The sequence below is a fragment of the Enterobacter hormaechei subsp. hoffmannii genome, from assembly GCF_001729745.1.
GTDB classification, from domain to species: domain Bacteria; phylum Pseudomonadota; class Gammaproteobacteria; order Enterobacterales; family Enterobacteriaceae; genus Enterobacter; species Enterobacter intestinihominis.
In genome coordinates, this window is sequence record NZ_CP017186.1 from 2649042 (window position 1) to 2663792 (window position 14751).

A 14751-nucleotide genomic window follows, 5' to 3' on the forward strand; every position below is an offset into this window, starting at 1 on the left:
GCTCCGGTGTCAACGCGCCGGAGCCTTTATGTTACACTGCGCGCCTGAATGTTTCCCTGTGGTGTGCCCGTGGCTCAAAACTCCGTATTTCTTCCTGAACAATTCCTCGCACAGATGCGCGAGGCGCTTCCTGCTCATCTCTCTTTCGACGATTTCGTCGCCGCCTGCCAGCGGCCTTTGCGTCGAAGTATTCGCGTCAATACGCTGAAAATCAGCGTCGGAGCGTTTCTGGATCTCGTCTCCTCCTACGGCTGGCAGCTGACGCCGGTGCCGTGGTGTGAGGAAGGGTTCTGGATCGAGCGGGATGACGAGGAGAGCCTGCCGCTCGGCAGCACCGCCGAGCACCTGAGCGGGCTGTTTTATATTCAGGAAGCCAGCTCCATGCTGCCGGTTGCCGCGCTGTTTGCCGACGGAAACCAGCCTGAGCGGGTGATGGATGTCGCGGCGGCGCCGGGCTCTAAAACCACGCAAATTGCCGCCCGGATGAACAACCGCGGCGCGATCCTCGCCAACGAATTTTCCGCCAGCCGCGTCAAAGTCCTGCACGCCAATATCAGCCGCTGCGGGATCCACAACGTCGCGTTAACACACTTCGACGGTCGCGTGTTTGGCGCTGCCTTGCCGGAAGCTTTTGATGCCATCCTGCTCGACGCGCCCTGCTCCGGCGAAGGCGTAGTGCGTAAAGATCCTGATGCGTTAAAAAACTGGTCCGTTGAAAGCAACCTGGAGATCGCCGCCACGCAGCGTGGACTGATCGACAGTGCGTTTCATGCCCTGCGCCCCGGTGGAACGCTGGTTTACTCCACCTGCACGCTGAATCGCGATGAAAACGAGGACGTCTGCCTGTGGCTCAGGCAACGCTATGCGGATGCCGTCGAGTTTCTGCCGCTGGACACCCTCTTCGATTCGGCCAGTCACGCGGCCACCCCTGAAGGCTTCCTGCACGTCTTCCCGCAGATTTACGATTGCGAGGGGTTCTTTGTCGCACGACTGCGTAAAACCCGCGCCGTCGATCCGCTGCCTGTCCCTAAGTTTAAGGTCGGCAACTTCCCGTTCACGCCGGTCAAAGGCCGTGAGGCGGCACAGGCGCAAGCGGCTGCCAGCAAAGTGGGACTGCACTGGGATGAGAGCCTGCGCCTCTGGATGCGTGACAAAGAGCTGTGGCTGTTCCCGGTCAACATCGAACCGCTGATTGGTAAGGTGCGTTTCTCCCGCCTCGGTATTCGCCTGGCGGAGATCCACAACAAAGGATATCGCTGGCAGCACGAAGCGGTCATTGCGCTGGCCGGCAATGAGAACACCTTCGCCCTGACGCATCATGAAGCGGAAGAGTGGTATCGCGGTCGTGACGTTTACCCGGAAGACGGCCCGTCACAGGATGAAGTCATCGTGACGTATCAGGGCTATCCGCTCGGGCTGGCGAAAAAAGTCGGCTCGCGGCTGAAAAACAGCTACCCGCGTGAACTGGTACGCGATGGTCGCCTGTTTACCGGTAACAGCCGCACTGACTGAAAAAACGCATTTTTTTACTGGCGATTTCTCTCTCCTTGTCTAGGATCAAAAATGGATGACTGCACTGGTCATACCAGATTTTGGGCAACAAACCGGAGAGCATTATGACGAAAACCAGCGTACGCATTGGCGCTTTTGAAATCGACGACGCTGAATTGCGCGGCGAAGCACAAGGCGAACGAACGTTAAGTATTCCCTGCAAATCCGATCCGGATTTGTGCATGCAACTGGACGCCTGGGATGCAGATACCAGCGTCCCGGCGATCCTTGATGGGGAACATTCCGTTCTGTACCGTGAACATTACGACAGTAAAACCGATGCCTGGGTCTTGCGTCTTGCATAACCCAAAGAGAACCCGCCCGAAGGCGGGTTATTTATTACTGAAGCTGCGTCAGCGTCAGAAAGCCCCCGAACACCGCTCCCGTATCAATGTAGTGCAGATTGTTGAAATCGTAGCGCTTGTCCACAGGCGTATGTCCGAACCAGAAGTGATCCGCACCGCTAATGCCCTGCCCTCTACCCACCATAAAGCCCATTAACCGGTCGCGATCCCACAGCACCCGCTGGGCATCTACCGGCTTATGCCAGGCATATTCGGCGGCGGGATAATCCGCATGAGCAATCACGTTCAGACCGTTTTTGCAGGTTATTTCAATAATGTGCGGTAAGCCCCGACACGCGTCGAGTAAATCCTTCGCCTGCTTTTGTTGAGCGACCGTAAGCCCGGTAAACCAGTTACCGCCATTTATCTTCCAGAGACTAAAATCATTATTTTCAAGCGCATCTAACGCCATTTGCTCGTGATTACCGCGTACCGCATAAAACCACTTTTCCTGCATCAGCTGTAAACATTTCACGCTGTCGGGACCGCGGTCGATAATATCCCCCACCGAGATAAGCAGATCCGAAGCAGGATTAAAATGCCGTCGTTTCAGCTCATCCATAAGCCACTGATAGCAACCATGAATATCGCTGACAACCCAGACATGACGCCAGTGTTCTCCCTCTATTTTCTGATACATAACGCCTCCTGTAAGAAGTATAGCTGCCACAGAAAATGTCATGAGCCGACGTTGGATATCGCGAATCCAAACAAACCATAAACCAGCCGGAAATAAAGATCGCTGCGCTATTAATCCCTTATTCCCTGGCCTTTAAAATAGTGCGGAATAAAAAGAGGGATTTTCACGTGTCAAACATACACCTGCAAAACGATGTTTTTTATCCGCATCGCACAAATATTATTTCGGAACTGGTGAGAGGGAAACGCGTTCCCGGCCCAATCTGGCACAAACGTGATTACCGGTTAAAGTTCCTTCTGCGCTCGCTTTTATTCTGGTCCTCCACCCATCGCATGCTGGAGGCGCTATCCGGGCGCGATGATTTCGACAGGCTGCTCACCTCTCAAATTACCTTGCCGAGCAAAACTCACCGCCAGTATCTGATGCGTGGCCTGAACTCAAACGACCGGGCCGATGCTATCGTCAGCCACTATCAGTGGATTGATAGTCTGACAAATACCGCCCTCGCCCACGCGCTGACCAATCCGCAAGAGGTGCCGGTTGTCCGGTTCGAGGCAAAAAACGGCGAAATCTATACCGTCCACGCCTCGTCCGCAGGTAAGGCTGAACGTGAAGGCGAAAGCACGCTTTGGCTGCATGACAATGACAACACGCTGCTTGCCAGCCTGACGATCTGTGTCGCACGCAGTAACGGCCGTATGGTGCTGGTGATCGGCGGCCTCCAGGGTCCACGTCGTCATGTTTCACGGGAGGTGATTAAGCAGGCAACCCGTGCCTGCCATGGGCTTTTCCCGAAACGCGTGCTGATGGAGGTGATCTTCCAGCTTGCCTCACGCTCGAACATCAGCGCGATTTTTGCCGTCAGCGATGAAGGCCATGTTTTCCGCGCGTTGCGCTACCGTCTGAGCAAAGGGCGTCATTTTCACGCCAGCTACGACGAGTTCTGGGAAGGCCTGAACGGAAAGAAACTCTCCCCCTTCTGCTGGCAGTTGCCGCTCCAGATGGAGCGTAAAGCACTGGAGGAGATTGCCAGCAAAAAACGCGCCGAATACCGTCGCCGCTTTGCGTTACTTGATGATATTGCGGCTTCCGTACATGCGCGCATTAATCCCGCAGTCGTCTCAGGCAAAATACAAACAAAAATTTAACAAAACAGCCAAAAAGGACTGGACTTACGCCTGCCGGGTTGTGGTATGTTTGAAGCAGGCGCACAGGAAGTGAACCTTCTGCTGAGACGAAAACCGGATTTTATCGTTTATTTTCATGCAGATAAAAAGAGACCGAATACGATTCCTGTATTCGGTCCAGGGAAATGGCTCTTGGGAGAGAGCCGTGCGCTAAAAGTTGGCATTAATGCAGGCTCAATCGCCTTGCCCTTTAAGAATAGATGACGACGTCAGGTTTTCCAGTCCACAGTAAAAGTGGTCTGAAAAAAAGCGTCAGAACATCACTAAATGTGAAAAACCGCAGAGCTTTTACAAGCACCTGCGGTTTTTTTTTACTGGAAACCTGACGGCTAGCAGAGCTTTTTAGCGCGCTCAATAAACGGTGCCAGACTCTTCTTCTGCCCGGGGTTTGCCGGGTCATCCACCTGGATCACGCTGACAGGCTGTCCGTTACTTTTCCCGCTGGCAACCTGCTGCTCCGCTACGTCATTTAACGGATACTGCACGAGCGTACTGGGATTGATGACATACAGCGCGTTACCGGGACGGCAGGTGAGCATGACCTCTTCACGATTAAATGCCCAGTTGTCCTTACCCACTTCAAACCGGCTGACGGTGATGACCTGCGGCGCGGCCAGCGCACTGCTGGCACAGGTGAGAAGTAAAAGAGAAAGCAGTGTCTTTTTCATAAGTTATTAAACCTTGTCAGAAGGGTTCCCAGGTCGCGAACAGGCTGACGGCCGCCAGTACCAGCGCGCCCAGCACCACTTCTGCCTGTGTCATCCTGATAAAAATCTGTTGTTCCCGCCCGGCATCAGGGCGAAAGCGTGGCACAAGAAAATACCGATTCGCCAGCGCAATTGCCACCATCATGATGACCAGCGCACATTTGAACAACAACAGCCGTACATAAGGCGCTTCCCACGGCACGTCTATGCCCACAATAAAGAGCGTATTGATTATCCCGGTCAGCAGCACGCCCGCCACGGCATAATGCCCCACGCGGGAGAAGCGCATCATGGTAAAGATAGCGGCTGGCTGCCAGCGGCCTTTCGCCAGCCGCATACAGAACAGCAGCGGCAGTAAACCGCCCACCCAGGTGGCGGCGCAGAGCAGGTGAAGCGCATGGTTCAGACGATGCAACGCACCCGGCGCGCCACCGTTCATCGCGGCATGTCCCACACCCGCCAGCAGCACCAGTTGCCCCATCGCGAGCAGTAATAGACGTGAGCCCTTTTGCGGGGTAAGCCATGCAGCGCCCGCGGTCACAGCGGCCAGCACCATTTGCCACAGCCAGACGCCACCAAACTGCGTGCCCAGCACGCTGCGCCAGACCGCCGGGCGAATGACATCCCCCCAGCCGTTACCCATTAACCCACTTTGCAGGCCGAACATCAGCAGAGCAGCCATCAGGCTGATTAAGGCCGCGATATTCTGCTGGCGCTGGAAACGCTGCGTCATGAGGCGCTGCAACGAAGACGGTGCAAACCAGACACTGTATAGCGCGTTGCCGAAAAGTAGTATCAGCGCAACAAAATGGATAAAGCGAAACGCTACGTAGCTCAGGGCCAGCATACTATTTCACGCTAAAGTGATAGCTGCCCTTGGTTTTGTGGCCGTCCACGGAGACCACATGCCAGTCCACCGTATAGGTGCCGGTCGTCAACGGTTTCTCAAGAGGAACAATCAGCTTTGCGTTATCCTTCTCGTCACGCTTCACCGCGCCGGTCTGGATTTTGTGCTGCTGCGCGTCCGTCACCACGACGCCGCTGAAGGCAGGTTCAATGCCTTCCGAGAAATTCAGGGTAATGACGTCGGGTGCCGTCGCGACGGTATTTTCCTGCGGGGATTGTTGCTTAAGGTGCGCATGGGCCAGAGCTGATGGCGCGATTGCCGAAGAGAGCAGAAAAACCAGCGCACACGCGACGCGGGAAGGGGTAAAGTGCATCACAATCATTCCTTTTCGTTATGCCTGAATGCTAAAGAATAACTCTGTATAATTAACGAGTCGAGGAACATCCTTTGCTCCCTTGTCATCGTTGAACAATCGCGGTAACGTTGCCGCCGCAGAAAAAGGAGAAGGAAATGAACGTTAACCTGGCCGCCCTTCCTCAGGACGAGATGGACAAAGTGAATGTCGATCTCGCCGCCGCGGGGGTCGCATTCAAAGAGCGTTACAACATGCCCGTCGTGGCTGAAGTGGTAGAGCGTGAACAACCCGCGCATCTGCGCGACTGGTTCCGCGAACGTCTTATTGCGCATCGCCTCGCCTCCGTTAATCTCTCGCGCCTGCCGTACGAACCTAAAGTTAAATAAGCTTAACGTCCCGTTACACTTCCTTACGCGTTATGTGGCAGGATAAGAAAACCCTGATAAATTTAGGTGTAATCTTAAAATCCCAGCGACTTAGTGTATAAGGAAGTCACGATGTCACGATGGACTATTGCCGCAGCTCAGTATGCTCCGCGGCACAACTGTGTTGATGAGCACGTAAAACATCACCTGCACTTTATTGCCGAGGCTGCCTCGCATGGGTGCGATTTAGTCGTCTTTCCGGAGCTTTCGCTTACCGGCCCTGGCGGAACAACCTTACCCCCACCCCCTGACGATTTGCAGCTTGCCCCCCTCCTTCACGCGGCGCAGTCACGTTTCATCACGGTGATTGCCGGTATTACGCTCCAGCAACAGAAAGGACTCGCGCTTTTCACCCCTAACCTGTCGACCATCCGGCGCTATCCGCAGGGTAACGGTGCGGGTGTTATTCCTGGCAATAAACGGTTAACCATCATTGATAATCAGGCTGACGCCCCGGAACTGGACCCAGAGGCAACGCTGTTCACCAGCAGCCTGGCGGTGGGTGAGCAACGCTGGCGGCAATCCATCAGTTCGTTACAACGCTTCGCGCATAAGTACGCCATCGCGGTATTAATGGCGAACGCGCGCAGCGGTAGCGCGTTATGGGATGAAAAAGGTCAGCTGATCGTGCGTGCCGATAAGGGAGAGTTGCTGTTAACCGGTTCTTTGGGCCGACAGGGTTGGCAAGGGGATATCATTCCATTAGGCTAGGCATTTTAGGATCAGGAGCGATCAATGCTGCGCGTTATCGATACCGAAACCTGCGATTTGCAGGGTGGAATTGTGGAAGTCGCCTCTGTCGACGTGGTTGACGGAAAGATAGTCAATCCAATGAGCCACCTGGTGCGCCCGGACCGTCCCATCAGTGCGCAGGCGATGGCAATTCATCGCATTACGGAATCGATGGTGGCGGATAAGCCGTGGATTGAAGAGATCATCCCTCTTTACCACGGTAGCCAGTGGTATGTCGCCCATAACGCCAGCTTTGACCGCCGCGTGCTGCCGGAGATGCCCGGTGAATGGATTTGCACCATGAAGCTGGCGCGCCGTCTGTGGCCGGGGATCAAATACAGCAATATGGCGCTGTATAAGTCGCGCAAACTAAGCGTGCGGACGCCGGAAGGGCTGCATCATCACCGCGCCCTCTATGACTGCTACATCACCGCAGCGCTTCTGATAGATATCATGAATACTTCCGGCTGGACGCCGGACGATATGGCGACCATTACCGGCCGCCCCGCCCTACTGACCACCTTCACGTTCGGTAAATATCGTGGAAAACCGGTATCGGAAGTGGCGGACAACGATCCGGGCTATCTGCGCTGGCTGTACAACAACCTCGACAGAATGAGCCCGGAACTGCGCCTGACGCTGAAGCATTATTTAGGCGAAGCCTGAGTTCCCGCGCGGCCTGGCAGCGTATCCTGCGCCAGGCCAATCAAAAAGGCGTACTCCAGCGCCACCCCTTCATAGGATTTAAATCGCCCTGATTTCCCTCCGTGCCCCGAGTCCATATCGGTACACAGCAGCAGCAGATTATCGTCAGTTTTTAGCTCACGCAGCTTCGCCACCCATTTCGCGGGCTCCCAGTACTGCACCTGGGAATCGTGCAGGCCGGTGGTCACCAGCATATGCGGATAGGCTTTCGCCTCGACGTTATCGTACGGGCTGTACTCTTTCATGTAGCGGTAATAGGTTTCATCCTGCGGGTTCCCCCACTCCTCAAACTCCCCGGTGGTCAGCGGAATGGTTTCGTCCAGCATGGTCGTCACCACGTCCACAAACGGCACCTGAGCGATAACGCCTTTAAACAGTTCAGGCCGCTGGTTTACCACGGCTCCCATTAACATGCCTCCGGCGCTGCCCCCCATGCCAAAGCAGAGTTGCGGATCGCCATAACCCTGCGCGATCAGCGCATCGCAGACATCAAGGTAGTCATTGAAGGTATTTTTCTTTTTGAGAAATTTTCCGTCTTCATACCAGTGCTGACCCAGCTCGCCGCCGCCGCGAATATGGGCAATCGCATAAACAAAACCGCGGTCGAGCAGGCTCAGCCTGCTGCTGCTGAAATCGGCGTCCATGCTGGATCCGTAGGAGCCGTAACCGTAGACGAGGATGGGGTTTTTACCTTTGTTGAAGTGATCCTTGTGGTAGACGAGAGACACGGGGACTTCAACGCCGTCGCGCGCGGTCACCCACAGGTGTTCACTGCGATAATTTTCCGACTCAAATCCCCGGACCTCCGCCTGTTTAATCACCTGACGCTGCCCGGTGTCCATATCCAGCTCAAACAACGTGTCCGGGGTAGTCATTGACGAATAGCCGTACCGCAGGCGGGACGATTCCGGTTCCGGGTTAAAGCCGATCCACGTCACGTAAGCCGGGTCATCGAACGCAATGCCCACCACTTCGCGGGTTTTGCGGTTGATTTGGCGGATACTGGTCAGTCCGCGCTGACGCTCTTCCACCACCAGCCAGTCGGTAAACAGGGTGAACCCCTCCAGCATCACCTGATCGCGCGCAGGAATTAACACTTCCCACTTCCGTTCATCGCGCACTTTGGTTTTATAAAGGCCAAAGTTTTTGCCCTCGCGGTTCGAACGCAGGTAAAAGCTGTGCTGGAAGTGATCCAGACTGTACTCATGATCTTTACGGCGCGGCAGGAAGCATAACGGCTGGGCATCCGGCAGTTCGGCATCCAGCAGCAGCACCTCAGAGGTGGTGGCGCTGGCAAGGAAGATAATCACGTAGTGGCGAGACGAGGTTTTATGCAGGCTGACGTAGAACGTCTCGTCTTTTTCTTCATACACAAGCTCATCGTCGGCGGAATCGGTCCCCACCGTATGACGCCAGACCTGATAAGGCAGCAGCGTTGAGGCATGCTTTTTAACGTAGTAAACCGTTTCTGAATCGTTACCCCAGACGAAATCGGGGGAGACATTATCCAGCATTTCGGGATACCAGTTTCCCGTTTCAAGATTGCGGAAACGCAAACCGTACTGGCGGCGGGAGAGGTAATCCTCAGCCAGCGCCATAATGGCGTTATCGGGGGAAATGGACATGCCGCCCAGCGTATAAAACTCACTGTGGGCAGCACGTTTGTTAGCATCCAGCAGGATCTCCCATTCGTCCCACTCGGCGCTCAGCACAGACTGGCGCTGGTAGATGGGATATTCGTTTCCCGGCTCATAAATATGGCGATAGCGATAACCGTTTTTGCACCACGGGGCAGAGACATCACGCTGGGGGATACGCTGCACCATTTCGTTCAGGAGCTGATCCTGAAGCGCCTGCTGGCTGGCCATGACCTGGCGGCCATAGTCGTTTTCCTCGTGCAGATAGTCGAGCACCTCTGGCCCGGAACGAGAATCGTCCCGCAGCCAGTAGTAGTTATCGATACGCGTATCGCCATGCGTGGTGATCGCATAAGGAGTACGTCGGGCTTTTGGAGGCATGGCATTCTTACTTTTTCGTTTTACATCCTATAAGGTTGGCAAAACACGCGTATGATGCAAGCGAAACATGGCCTTCTAGCCCGCGAGGGTCTGCTTCTGCTGCTGAATATCCTGCTCAATTCCCTCACGAACGTCCTGTGGGATCTTCAGCGCATCACCCAGGGCGTTCAGGTAGCTGCGCTCCATAAAGTGATCGATATCGATGGCAGCACAGCTCAGAAAATAGAGTTCCAGCGCCTCTTCTTCGTTTTTCACACTTTGCGCCAGCCGCTGCGGATCGAGCGGCTGTTCGATGGCCTGCGCCACCAGCGCCCTGCCCTGCTCCTCAACGCCCGCTTCCCGCATCTGCTGTTCAATCGCGGCACGTTCACTGGCATCAATATGTCCGTCGCTCTTGGCTGCAAAGACCAGGGCGAGGATCAGGCGCTCGGTACGTAAATCTAACGGCGAAACCTGCTTCCCGTACTGCGGTTCATCCTGATGCGCGTTGCGCACCTTGTCTTTGTATTTGTTCCATAAGACGGAGCCTGCAATAGCCCCTCCGCCCGCCAGCAGCGCGCCGGTACCGTATTTGGTAAGCAGTTTCCGCGATGATTTATTGGCAACCAGCAAACCGGCCAGCCCGCCGAGCGCACCCGGCACAAGCAGCTTGCTCAGACCCTGCTCGCCGGACGACGAGCCTTTTTGTCCCAACAGGGATTGCAGTTGATTCATCCAGCCTGACATATTTTTCCTCACGTAACAGTGCGTAACCTTCACAGCCTAAGCGAGCGGGTGTCAGGAAATGTCTGTCAGTGCTAAAGAAGCGCAAATTTCTCCCCTGTCCGGGTTATCCCTATACAAGACATACGCAAACGTTTTCGTTTATACTGCCCGCATCTTTTTCAGGGGGATTTTTATGACTCGTTTAGGAACTGCGCTGCGTCCTGCCGCGACGCGCGTCATGCTGTTGGGATCGGGTGAACTGGGTAAAGAAGTGGCCATTGAATGCCAGCGTTTGGGTGTGGAAGTGATTGCGGTGGACCGTTATGCGAATGCGCCCGCCATGCACGTCGCGCATCGCTCGCACGTCATCGATATGCTTGACGGTAATGCCCTGCGGGCGTTAATTGCCGACGAAAAACCGGATTTCGTGGTACCTGAAATTGAGGCCATTGCCACTGAGATGTTGGTTGCCCTTGAACAGGAAGGCCAGCGCGTGGTGCCCTGTGCCACAGCGGCAAAACTGACCATGAACCGGGAAGGCATTCGTCGCCTGGCGGCAGAAGAATTACAGCTCCCGACCTCCAGCTACCGTTTTGCCGGGGATAAAGCTGCGTTTCTCCAGGCCGTAGAGGAGATTGGCTACCCGTGCATCATTAAGCCGGTAATGAGCTCCTCTGGCAAAGGGCAGAGCTTTATCCGCGACAGCAGCACGCTGGACAAGGCCTGGGACTATGCCCAGCAGGGCGGCCGTGCCGGTGCCGGGCGCGTCATCGTAGAAGGTGTAGTGAAGTTTGATTTTGAAATTACCCTGCTCACCGTCAGCGCCGTGGACGGTGTTTATTTCTGCGACCCGATTGGTCATCGCCAGGAAGACGGCGATTATCGCGAATCCTGGCAGCCGCAGCGAATGAGCGCGCTGGCGCTGGCACGCGCGCAGGAGATCGCCCGCAAAACGGTGCTGGCGCTGGGCGGCTACGGCCTGTTCGGCGTGGAATTGTTTGTTTGCGGCGACGAGGTGATCTTCAGCGAAGTCTCCCCTCGCCCGCACGATACCGGGATGGTCACGCTGATTTCGCAGGATCTCTCTGAGTTCGCGCTGCACGTACGTGCTTTCCTCGGCCTGCCGGTTGGCGGCATCCGTCAGTACGGCCCGGCAGCCTCGGCGGTGATCCTGCCGCAACTGACCAGCCAGAATGTCACCTTTGATAACGTCGAAGGTGCGGTAGGCGCAGGCTTGCAGGTTCGGCTGTTCGGCAAACCGGAGATCGACGGAAGCCGTCGTCTGGGCGTGGCATTAGCGACCGGGGAAAACGTGGACGAAGCCGTCGCGAGAGCGAAAAAAGCGGCCACTGCGGTGAAAGTGACAGGGTAAATAACTAAAGGCTGGTCAAGTAAGCGACCAGCCACATAGCATGATTAACGTTGTTTCGTTTCTATCGCTTCCATTCGTATTCCATGTCCTCGTAGGCTTCATTCGTTTTCGAGATGAAAACAAAACTACCGAGGCCTATAAAAATAACGAAGGGAATGATTATGCTCGCAATCAGTTCCCAGATTGCTGGCGGATCGTTTTGCGCCAGGAAACTGATACGATAGGCAATGAGGGATAACACGCAGAATAAAGCCGCCATCCCCGCAGGATAAAGGGGATTACTCCAGTTACACCAGGTAAGTTTTTTTGGGATAGCTGTCTTCATGGAGGAAAGCGCAGTAATACAAAATTTGTTTTTGTCTGAATAAGCTACCAGTTGCTCCCCCTGGGCATATTTTACCGCATCCGCCGCAAATGCCAGAGCCAGCCACCGATACCCGGCACTCTTTGCGCCCAGAGAGGCATCGATATCCAGCCGTTCCACCGTGAGCGCTTTTTTGTCCAGTGCCTGCATTAATGGATATTTTTCAATACGGGACAGCCCGGTATACCAGAGATTTTTCGGCGTAAGTACCGAACCCGTCTCAAGGAAGACCGCCATTTTGTCCTCTACATCGGTCACATCAGACATAGGCTGATATAAATATACCGGTTTTTCGCCCTCCTCCCGGACATAATGACTGGTCAACAGGAATGCACATGCATTTTCCATGCTCTTTGATTCGCCGCTTTCTTCATGTAAATGAACGATAACAATCAGCCGGTTTTCAACTCTGTAATCAGATAAGTTCATCCATTGGCTAACGATCGCGTAGTCAGGGCATTCTGTGCTGTACTCAATTTTACACGTGCTGGCCGTTTCAATACCCAACCGCTCCAGAGTGCGTCTCAGTTCATCAATGCAGGATCCACTCCCTCCGCGAACCCAGACAACGGTTTCAAAAATACGGTAGTTATAGCCCTTCAATTTTTCTGCCATCGGGTCCAGTAAGCGGTAAAACATCTGTTCATTCCTGGTCTGGTCGAAGCGATCTTCCAGCTGAATGTTAACCGGCGTTTTCGGTGCCAGCGGAAATTCGCCTTCCAGTTTCAACATATTCAGCGCGGGTTGCTCCAGGGGGGTTATTGAAGACCATGCTGCGATAGCCATATTTTTCCGCGCATACGCCTTTAAATTAATCTCCTGCTCTTTTGCTATGAATTTTCGGGTTTCAGCATAATGAATGTTGGCGTCATGAAATATGAAACTTGTAAAAACTAATAACGACACAACACAGATGGGCAGAATAACTGAAGGCACAAAAAAGAGAGCCGTAACGTGTTCCTGTTCAGGCCAGGTTAGAGCCCGGATCGCGAGGCCCATTGCGACGGCTATCACATAGAGGAAAACAATCATGACGACTGGCACAGTGGAAACCGAGTCTGGCTGTTTTTTGTATAACCACCACGCGCGCATTACGAAGCTCCCGCCACAGGTAAGGTACTTTTGATTTCACATCCACACGCCGCGCGACAGCCATCTACCACAACCCCACGGCCATGCATGGTCCAGGTTGGGTGACATTCAGTGATTGGGAACGTCCCTTTATGGAGCGGACACTGCGCAAGATCATCTTTCAAGGCCACGGGCTGACCCATAAAGTCTGCCCCAGAGGCCTTAGTGACTTTTCCTCCGCTTATCAGCGGATCGTTTAACCTAATGACGCCTTTCATCGCTTTATCTCCCTATTTTCCCGCATCCATATCACAGCGCATATGATCCCAGCCGGTGTACTCCTTCACTTCGGGTACGCTGTCGGGTAAATCTTGCCAGTTAGCCTTAAATTGCTGCGTGCTGTTCTTAAGCCCCTGCTTAGTCATATAGACCATTCCCCAGGCCCAGCCAGGGAAACGGGGGTCCAGCGTATCGCTTACTTTATTTCCCATTCCGTCATCCACGGTATAGGCAATCCCCGGCCCACCGGGCAGAATGCGCGGGTCTTCAAATGGTTTTGATGACATATACAACCGGTGTTTGGTCAGTAAAAAGCCCTGATCGTTGACGACGGTGAAAGATATGACATCATCATAATAAGGAGCGTTACTTCCATCAGGTTCATTGCTCCCTGGTGACATAGATGCACCACCTCTTTCCCACGTTTTCCCATAGTCTTTTGATACTGAAAAACCACCAGTAACATTTCCCCACCACGGAATAGCAAGATAGTGCTCTGAAGGATGCACGAATTTTTTGGTGAAGATTCGATAAAACTGACTGGCAATTTGTGAATGGATACCTTTCTTAGTATCGCTAAACCAGAGTTCACCTTCGCAATCCCAGCCTTTCAGTTCGAGATAACGATGATCATCGAACCGGTAAACAACCTGTGTCGGCGGTTCTTTCGCCTGGCATTCGGTTGCCAGCACAACGGACGTAGCTGCGAGAACGGTACATAATCCTTTCATCAGTTATCGCCCCGCATCCATATCACAGCGCATATGATCCCAGCCGGTGTACCCCTTCACTTCGGGTACGCTGTCGGGTAAATCTTGCCAGTTAGCCTTAAATTGCTGTGTGCTGTGCTTAAGCCCCTGCTTAGTCATATAGACCATTCCCCAGGCCCAGCCAGGGAAACGGGGGTCCAGCGTATCGCTTACTTTATTTCCCATTCCGTCATCCACGGTATAGGTAATCCCCGGCCCACCGGGCAGAATGCGCGGGTCTTCAAATGGCTTTGATGACATATACAGCCGGTGTTTGGTCAGTAAAAAGCCCTGATCGTTGACGACGGTGAAAGAAATAATATCCTCATACGGCGCGTAGTCATCACCATTGGGTTCATTATGATTTGGTGAAAACGCTACTGAGCGCCACGTTTTCCCATAGTCCTTAGATACTATGAATCCACTCACTCCCCATCCCGTCAGTGCTATATATCGCTCTGATGGATGAATAAATTTACGGGTAAAGAGTCGATAAAACTGACTAACTGGTTCGGTGTGAATGCCTCGCTTAGTATCCGTGTACCAGAGTTCGCCTTCACAATCCCACCCTTTCAGTTCGAGATAACGATGATCATCGAATCGATAAACTACCTGCGTCGGCGGTTCTTTAGCCAGGCATCCGGTCACAAGCAAAACAGCTAAGGTCGTCAGGCCGATAAAAAATATTTTCATGCTCTAT

Annotated in this window: 18 protein-coding genes; 8 read left to right on the forward strand and 10 right to left on the reverse strand. The window is 53.9% G+C overall.

The genetic code is table 11. The features are described from left to right. Positions 1–48 precede the first annotated feature (48 nt). Positions 49–1512, forward strand: coding sequence for a 16S rRNA (cytosine(1407)-C(5))-methyltransferase RsmF (rsmF, locus tag BFV65_RS12450; protein WP_069596707.1), 1464 nt, complete (start codon positions 49–51; stop codon positions 1510–1512). 104 nt (positions 1513–1616) lie between these two features. Further along, on the forward strand, positions 1617–1856 hold the full coding sequence (locus BFV65_RS12455; RefSeq protein ID WP_006811010.1) for a YebV family protein: 240 nt from the start codon (positions 1617–1619) through the stop codon (positions 1854–1856). A gap of 34 nt (positions 1857–1890) precedes the next feature. Here the strand turns inward: BFV65_RS12455 and pphA are convergent, their stop codons facing one another. Beyond that, positions 1891–2535 (reverse strand): protein-serine/threonine phosphatase, encoded by a 645-nt coding sequence (pphA, locus tag BFV65_RS12460; protein WP_069596708.1) that lies wholly within the window; start codon positions 2533–2535, stop codon positions 1891–1893. Positions 2536–2702: 167 nt separating this feature from the next. On the opposite strand from pphA, the gene BFV65_RS12465 reads away from it, so the two are divergent. Both BFV65_RS12465 and BFV65_RS12470 read left to right on the forward strand, forming a co-directional pair. Beyond that, entirely contained in the window at positions 2703–3683 is a 981-nt protein-coding gene (locus BFV65_RS12465; RefSeq protein ID WP_069596709.1) for a VirK/YbjX family protein, read from the forward strand. A 45-nt stretch (positions 3684–3728) separates the two neighbouring features. Next, entirely contained in the window at positions 3729–3926 is a 198-nt protein-coding gene (locus BFV65_RS12470; protein WP_032609507.1) for a hypothetical protein, read from the forward strand. A gap of 125 nt (positions 3927–4051) precedes the next feature. On the opposite strand, the gene BFV65_RS12475 is transcribed toward BFV65_RS12470, so the two are convergent. From BFV65_RS12475 to yobA, 3 genes are read right to left on the reverse strand one after another with little or no spacing between them, the layout of a single operon-like run. Further along, a complete protein-coding gene (locus tag BFV65_RS12475) occupies positions 4052–4390 on the reverse strand; it encodes a YebY family protein (protein WP_022648464.1) in 339 nt (112 codons plus the stop codon). Between the two features lie 16 nt (positions 4391–4406). Further along, the gene (gene copD / locus BFV65_RS12480) at positions 4407–5276 is read right to left on the reverse strand and encodes a copper homeostasis membrane protein CopD (RefSeq protein ID WP_023300432.1); all 870 of its coding nucleotides are present in this window, start codon (positions 5274–5276) and stop codon (positions 4407–4409) included. A 1-nt stretch (position 5277) separates the two neighbouring features. Further along, positions 5278–5649, reverse strand: a complete 372-nt coding sequence (gene yobA, locus BFV65_RS12485) for a CopC domain-containing protein YobA (protein ID WP_023300433.1) — start codon at positions 5647–5649, stop codon at positions 5278–5280. A 137-nt stretch (positions 5650–5786) separates the two neighbouring features. Here yobA and BFV65_RS12490 point away from each other — a divergent pair, with 137 nt between their 5' ends. The 3 genes from BFV65_RS12490 (at position 5787) to exoX (ending at position 7454) form a co-directional block, all read left to right on the forward strand. Further along, complete coding sequence (locus BFV65_RS12490) at positions 5787–6017, forward strand: DNA polymerase III subunit theta (protein ID WP_003859784.1); 231 nt, start codon at positions 5787–5789, stop codon at positions 6015–6017. A 111-nt stretch (positions 6018–6128) separates the two neighbouring features. Then, a complete protein-coding gene (locus tag BFV65_RS12495; RefSeq protein ID WP_063148574.1) occupies positions 6129–6767 on the forward strand; it encodes a nitrilase-related carbon-nitrogen hydrolase in 639 nt (212 codons plus the stop codon). Positions 6768–6791: 24 nt separating this feature from the next. Next, positions 6792–7454, forward strand: a complete 663-nt coding sequence (gene exoX, locus BFV65_RS12500) for an exodeoxyribonuclease X (protein WP_022648468.1) — start codon at positions 6792–6794, stop codon at positions 7452–7454. Here the strand turns inward: exoX and ptrB are convergent. Continuing rightward, positions 7436–9511, reverse strand: coding sequence for an oligopeptidase B (gene ptrB / locus BFV65_RS12505; protein ID WP_069596710.1), 2076 nt, complete (start codon positions 9509–9511; stop codon positions 7436–7438). The two genes, exoX and ptrB, sit on opposite strands and share 19 nt — an antisense overlap. A 75-nt stretch (positions 9512–9586) precedes the next feature. Continuing rightward, entirely contained in the window at positions 9587–10237 is a 651-nt protein-coding gene (locus BFV65_RS12510) for a tellurite resistance TerB family protein (RefSeq protein ID WP_022648470.1), read from the reverse strand. 172 nt (positions 10238–10409) lie between these two features. On the opposite strand from BFV65_RS12510, the gene purT reads away from it, so the two are divergent. After that, on the forward strand, positions 10410–11588 hold the full coding sequence (gene purT, locus BFV65_RS12515) for a formate-dependent phosphoribosylglycinamide formyltransferase (RefSeq protein WP_022648471.1): 1179 nt from the start codon (positions 10410–10412) through the stop codon (positions 11586–11588). A gap of 61 nt (positions 11589–11649) precedes the next feature. On the opposite strand, the gene BFV65_RS12520 is transcribed toward purT, so the two are convergent. Genes BFV65_RS12520 through BFV65_RS12530 form a run of 4 tightly spaced genes read right to left on the reverse strand, consistent with a single transcriptional unit; the run spans position 11650 to position 14744 of the window. Beyond that, entirely contained in the window at positions 11650–13044 is a 1395-nt protein-coding gene (locus tag BFV65_RS12520; RefSeq protein WP_045308327.1) for a KPHS_23130 family T6SS system protein, read from the reverse strand. Continuing rightward, positions 13044–13301: a PAAR domain-containing protein gene (locus BFV65_RS22495; RefSeq protein WP_063147810.1), complete on the reverse strand. Its 258-nt coding sequence runs from the start codon at positions 13299–13301 to the stop codon at positions 13044–13046. The genes BFV65_RS12520 and BFV65_RS22495 overlap by 1 nt, the downstream gene beginning before the upstream one ends. Before the next feature lie 12 nt (positions 13302–13313). Next, positions 13314–14033 carry a T6SS immunity protein Tli3 family protein gene (locus BFV65_RS12525; protein WP_069596711.1) on the reverse strand — a complete coding sequence of 240 codons (720 nt, stop codon included), beginning with the start codon at positions 14031–14033 and terminating at the stop codon, positions 13314–13316. Positions 14034–14036: 3 nt separating this feature from the next. After that, positions 14037–14744, reverse strand: a complete 708-nt coding sequence (locus BFV65_RS12530) for a T6SS immunity protein Tli3 family protein (protein ID WP_069596712.1) — start codon at positions 14742–14744, stop codon at positions 14037–14039. Between the last annotated feature and the right edge of the window lie 7 nt (positions 14745–14751).

What these genes read in the sequence shown, in the direction of transcription:
- rsmF (WP_069596707.1), top strand. Translation starts at nt 49, where the DNA reads ATGTTTCCCTGTGGTGTGCCCGTGGCTCAAAACTCCGTATTTCTTCCT.
- BFV65_RS12455 (WP_006811010.1), top strand. Translation starts at nt 1,617, where the DNA reads ATGACGAAAACCAGCGTACGCATTGGCGCTTTTGAAATCGACGACGCT.
- pphA (WP_069596708.1), bottom strand. Translation starts at nt 2,535, where the DNA reads ATGTATCAGAAAATAGAGGGAGAACACTGGCGTCATGTCTGGGTTGTC.
- BFV65_RS12470 (WP_032609507.1), top strand. Translation starts at nt 3,729, where the DNA reads ATGTTTGAAGCAGGCGCACAGGAAGTGAACCTTCTGCTGAGACGAAAA.
- BFV65_RS12475 (WP_022648464.1), bottom strand. Translation starts at nt 4,390, where the DNA reads ATGAAAAAGACACTGCTTTCTCTTTTACTTCTCACCTGTGCCAGCAGT.
- copD (WP_023300432.1), bottom strand. Translation starts at nt 5,276, where the DNA reads ATGCTGGCCCTGAGCTACGTAGCGTTTCGCTTTATCCATTTTGTTGCG.
- yobA (WP_023300433.1), bottom strand. Translation starts at nt 5,649, where the DNA reads ATGCACTTTACCCCTTCCCGCGTCGCGTGTGCGCTGGTTTTTCTGCTC.
- BFV65_RS12490 (WP_003859784.1), top strand. Translation starts at nt 5,787, where the DNA reads ATGAACGTTAACCTGGCCGCCCTTCCTCAGGACGAGATGGACAAAGTG.
- BFV65_RS12495 (WP_063148574.1), top strand. Translation starts at nt 6,129, where the DNA reads ATGTCACGATGGACTATTGCCGCAGCTCAGTATGCTCCGCGGCACAAC.
- exoX (WP_022648468.1), top strand. Translation starts at nt 6,792, where the DNA reads ATGCTGCGCGTTATCGATACCGAAACCTGCGATTTGCAGGGTGGAATT.
- ptrB (WP_069596710.1), bottom strand. Translation starts at nt 9,511, where the DNA reads ATGCCTCCAAAAGCCCGACGTACTCCTTATGCGATCACCACGCATGGC.
- BFV65_RS12510 (WP_022648470.1), bottom strand. Translation starts at nt 10,237, where the DNA reads ATGTCAGGCTGGATGAATCAACTGCAATCCCTGTTGGGACAAAAAGGC.
- purT (WP_022648471.1), top strand. Translation starts at nt 10,410, where the DNA reads ATGACTCGTTTAGGAACTGCGCTGCGTCCTGCCGCGACGCGCGTCATG.
- BFV65_RS12520 (WP_045308327.1), bottom strand. Translation starts at nt 13,044, where the DNA reads ATGCGCGCGTGGTGGTTATACAAAAAACAGCCAGACTCGGTTTCCACT.
- BFV65_RS22495 (WP_063147810.1), bottom strand. Translation starts at nt 13,301, where the DNA reads ATGAAAGGCGTCATTAGGTTAAACGATCCGCTGATAAGCGGAGGAAAA.
- BFV65_RS12525 (WP_069596711.1), bottom strand. Translation starts at nt 14,033, where the DNA reads ATGAAAGGATTATGTACCGTTCTCGCAGCTACGTCCGTTGTGCTGGCA.
- BFV65_RS12530 (WP_069596712.1), bottom strand. Translation starts at nt 14,744, where the DNA reads ATGAAAATATTTTTTATCGGCCTGACGACCTTAGCTGTTTTGCTTGTG.